Below are 3879 nucleotides of genomic sequence, written 5' to 3'. Positions count from 1 at the left end.
ACGGGCGCAAGGTGCTAACCGGCAGCGGACCGGCCTCCTGGTCGCATGACGGAACGCCTGAAGGCGTCTATGACCTGAACGGCAATGTATGGGAATGGGTGTCCGGCCTGCGCCTGGCTGAAGGTACAATCCAGGTGATCCCCGGCAACGATGTCGCCTTGCAGCCGGATCAGTCGTCCACTAGCGAGGAATGGACGGCCATCGCGTCGGACGGCTACAGCGTGAAATATGCCGAAGTGGATGACGAGATTCAACTGACTGTCGGGATCGCCGGAGGATATGGCGGCTGCTTGTTCTCCGAGCTGACGACTGACGCCGAAGTTCCGTTCTTGGTGCAAGCCCTCGCGCTCTTCCCTACTGACGACGATCCGCTGACGGACGGGTTCTGGATGGATGCCGAGGAAAGCGAACGACTCCCGATTCGCGGCGGCAGTTGGAGCTATGGCTCCCTTGCCGGGGGTTTCGCGCTCACCCTGAATAACGCGCGGTCGGACTCGGCTTCGTACATTGGCTTCCGCTCCGCTTTTGTGCCGGGAATCTGAAATCTGAATGCTGGCATCTGCTGGGGCGCGTGACAACGCGCTCTACTTTCGCCGTTAGCCAAATTGCTGAATTAAATGCTAACGGGCGAGGAATCACAGAAATATGAACTATACACAAATAATACATCCGAAAAAGAGCTAGGGAGATGGCGCGATGTTGGAACGGATGTGGAAGCAAATGCGGAAATAAGGGTCTGAGTCACAACTACACACTTTGTCTTCTTAAACGCATTGATGATGAAGCCCCTCCAGGGGGCGAATTGCCCCTTAGCATAAATGCTGTCCGACCCGATCCAGGAAGAACACGGAGAGCTGAAGGAGCATTTGACCCCAGTTTTGCACCCGGCCTGCCCACTTGCGGACAACATCTATCGTCGAGAGATAGAGCATCTTGAGCAATGTTTGTTGCAGGGTAGATGTGCTCAGTTTTGCAGCAATTGCTTATGCAGTAAAAGTAGCCTGGTTTGATATGGAGTGATGGGCATGATAGGCTTACTGGTCTCTGCGAAGCCTGTGGCTTCGCCCCTTCGCAGGGAATCATGCCCATAGAGGCTCCATGTCAAACCTATGCATAAACCTTACTTGTTGCTGTATATTGATAAAATTGCTTGGCTGCAAAACTCGGCACTTTTCGATTGCCAAAAACAACAGGCTCAAACGCGAACCTTTCCCACGACGTGGGGCTAAAGTGATCGGGTAGGACGGCAAGGAAAGAGAGTTTGAAATAAGTAAGGCTTGATTGGAGAAAGTATGGGAGGTTCCTAGCCTCCGTTCCTGAGCCGTAGGAACATTTCTACGGCTCATATTCCGGCCTCATCTCCTACTGAAAAAGACAAGCCCCGGAACGGTCCGAGGCTTTTACTTATAAAAAATGGCCCGCCCTGTTACACATCATTTTGATACGATGAGAGGGTGAAGCACGAAGGCCTTCTAGACGTATAAATTCCGTCATGATAGCTCAGATGCTCCCGTATCATCCATTCTATCACCTCTTGTTTAAATTCTCCTCCGTATCTCTTATTCGGCATCCTTTTGACATAAAAATGCACCCCTTACACGTTAGATTCCAGCATAACATCCTGTCTAACGTTTGGGGTGCACTTCACTGTCAGAATGGGGCCAGTGTATGATGAATGCAGATTCGTTCAAGCGACAGGAGTCCAGAAGGTGCGACGACCATGGCATGAACGGAGCGAATGTCTCTGACTCTTCTAGGGCGGCAAGTTGCGGCAACGATACAACCATAGATACGAAGTGGCTTCCGCCGATTTCCCCGGCTCCCGAAGTACCTGCAGCGTCGTCTCGTCCGCGTGAAGCGCTTCCTGCTGCAGCAAATGCTTTTTCATTTCCTCCAGCATCGACTTCAGCCACCGCTCGGCGCCGTAAATCATCCCGTTTGCCATCGTGTGCCGCGACAACGTATCGCCCATACGGGCAAAGTGCTGTTTCCTGTCGGTAGAGCGGCATACGGTCCACGTAGTTCTGTCACATGACACACCATCGCAGAAAGAACAGCCGAACTGCCCGGGTACACGGGTTCGGGCATTGGCGCCGTGACGATGGGAGCCTGCAGCTCATGGGCTCGCCGTAACGTCAGGCATCCACCTGCCTGACATGACGAACCACCTTGACCTGCGGCGGCATGACGGCGATTTCACCTGCGCGTTTCCGTTAATATCACGCGTTGCGTACCCACAATGAGGAATGTGTGTTTGTTTATGCTACATTTAAAGATGAATCGAGAAGGTGACTTTCACAGGAAAAAACACTACTTACTGGATCATCAATGATTCCATTCACTGAGCTGTTCGTTCGGCAATGTCCTGGCCCAGCAGCCGGCTTACGAGATGGAAGGGCATATTAATTCCCACCGAGATGCGCCGGGTATCACGATATGGCCTTCATCGACATACTTGACGTCTCGCTTCACCGTCAGGTTAGGGTAGTCCTTTTCCAAGCGGTCGTAGGAATTCCAGTGCGTAGTTACTGTCTTGCCGTCGAGCAAACCGGCTTCTGCCAGGATTAAGCCCCGGTGCAGACGGAGGCCATAATATTAACCTCATTCATGCGACTCTGCAGTCATTGAAGCGTTACCTTGTTATACATTTCCGTCGTAAGTGTCAAACCTGGCACACCTTCAACAGACTTCTCCAAGCTCGGCATTCGCTTGTTATTTGCAAAGCCCTACTCGCCGGAGTCCACAGTCCCAAGTGTTGTCCCAACCTTTCTATTCCTTTCATTGTAGTAGGTTTTGGAGTTTACACAAATTACAGACTCACTCCAAGATTCTTGAAAAATTACAAAATAGTTCTTATTTCTAGAAAATCACAACCAGTAATATTACTTTCTTCTACTGATTGCTTAAAAGTCTCTGACACGAATAATGGAATTTCATCTCCTTTTAATTTGAATAAATTTTTATTATTTATTTTGTCTTCTGAAAATGCGTATTTTCTAACAGAATATATTTTTTCACCATCCAAATCCATAACACTATAATCAGAGATTTCTAGATTTAATGCGTCGACTACTTCTAGAACATTTGCTACAAAATATTCTTCAATTCTAGAATTGCTTTCAAAATCAACAACATTTACAGGTAAATATTGTACATCTTCTCCTAATATATTTATTATATCTTTTACCTTTTTTGATACTATAAACCACCCTAAATTATTTGCTAAATAATCAGTACATCTATTTCCATCCTGTGGATTAAAATAAAAAGTGATATTATCATTCCAATTCTCAATAAGTTTACCTTCTTTTAGATCATACTGTTCAAAACCATGTGTATCCTTACAATGACAAACAACATCATTCTCATTCCTGCCATCTAAAATTAGTTTATAATATTTCATTTTGACCTCCAATAACCTTTATAAAGCATCTCTGGATTATACCTAACTTCCTGCTTTAAACGTTCAAACAATTTAAGGAACTTCTTCTTATCTCCTTTTGCTAACCTATCATAGGTACTCAGTTTATCTAATACATAATCATGATATGCATATGGATGTCTTCCTTGATGTGGAAGTAGTTCCTTATTCCATTCATCATTTAAATCTAAACCCATGACCTATGCAGTCCGAGGTAAGCCTTGGTAAATATCCGGTTTGGGCGTAGCCCAAAGAAGCATCAAATCATGCTCCGGCCCAAATAATTCAATAAGCCTTGCAAATGGCTGCACTTGTGTGTCACAATCAATAGAGATTCGCTGAATACCCTTGTGGTTTTTCACGTGAACCTGACAACGAGTGTGGAAGAGGCCACGAACCATTTTGCCGTGGGTATAGCCTTCATCATCACTCGTTTTTTCTTTGTTCAGTTCAAAGAG

General features: G+C 46.7%; 5 protein-coding genes and 1 pseudogene. 1 reads left to right on the top strand and 5 read right to left on the bottom strand.

The genetic code is table 11. From position 1 onward, the window contains the following. The coding region (locus PPOP_RS14415; protein WP_006287267.1) for a PH domain-containing protein at nucleotides 1–542 on the top strand (542 nt) is incomplete at its 5' end. Nucleotides 543–809: 267 nt separating this feature from the next. Here the strand turns inward: PPOP_RS14415 and PPOP_RS24455 are convergent. The 5 genes and pseudogenes from PPOP_RS24455 to PPOP_RS14400 all read right to left on the bottom strand — a co-directional run. Further along, a pseudogene (locus tag PPOP_RS24455) lies at nucleotides 810–947 on the bottom strand (IS256 family transposase); the annotation flags it as partial. A gap of 806 nt (nucleotides 948–1753) precedes the next feature. After that, complete coding sequence (locus PPOP_RS26000; RefSeq protein WP_422730652.1) at nucleotides 1754–1945, bottom strand: IS66 family transposase; 192 nt, start codon at nucleotides 1943–1945, stop codon at nucleotides 1754–1756. An 894-nt stretch (nucleotides 1946–2839) separates the two neighbouring features. After that, nucleotides 2840–3403: an imm11 family protein gene (locus PPOP_RS14405; RefSeq protein WP_006287264.1), complete on the bottom strand. Its 564-nt coding sequence runs from the start codon at nucleotides 3401–3403 to the stop codon at nucleotides 2840–2842. Beyond that, nucleotides 3400–3618: an AHH domain-containing protein gene (locus PPOP_RS25995; protein WP_006287263.1), complete on the bottom strand. Its 219-nt coding sequence runs from the start codon at nucleotides 3616–3618 to the stop codon at nucleotides 3400–3402. Before PPOP_RS25995 ends, PPOP_RS14405 begins: the two co-directional genes overlap by 4 nt. A 3-nt stretch (nucleotides 3619–3621) precedes the next feature. Continuing rightward, the coding region (locus PPOP_RS14400) for a hypothetical protein (protein WP_006287262.1) at nucleotides 3622–3879 on the bottom strand (258 nt) is incomplete at its 5' end.

The organism is Paenibacillus popilliae ATCC 14706, from assembly GCF_000315235.1.
Lineage (GTDB): Bacteria > Bacillota > Bacilli > Paenibacillales > Paenibacillaceae > Paenibacillus_B > Paenibacillus_B popilliae.
Note: the sequence above shows the minus strand (reverse complement) of the source record. Positions and strands in the feature narration are given on the sequence as shown.

What these genes read in the sequence shown, in the direction of transcription:
- PPOP_RS26000 (WP_422730652.1), bottom strand. Translation starts at nt 1,945, where the DNA reads ATGGCAAACGGGATGATTTACGGCGCCGAGCGGTGGCTGAAGTCGATG.
- PPOP_RS14405 (WP_006287264.1), bottom strand. Translation starts at nt 3,403, where the DNA reads ATGAAATATTATAAACTAATTTTAGATGGCAGGAATGAGAATGATGTT.
- PPOP_RS25995 (WP_006287263.1), bottom strand. Translation starts at nt 3,618, where the DNA reads ATGGGTTTAGATTTAAATGATGAATGGAATAAGGAACTACTTCCACAT.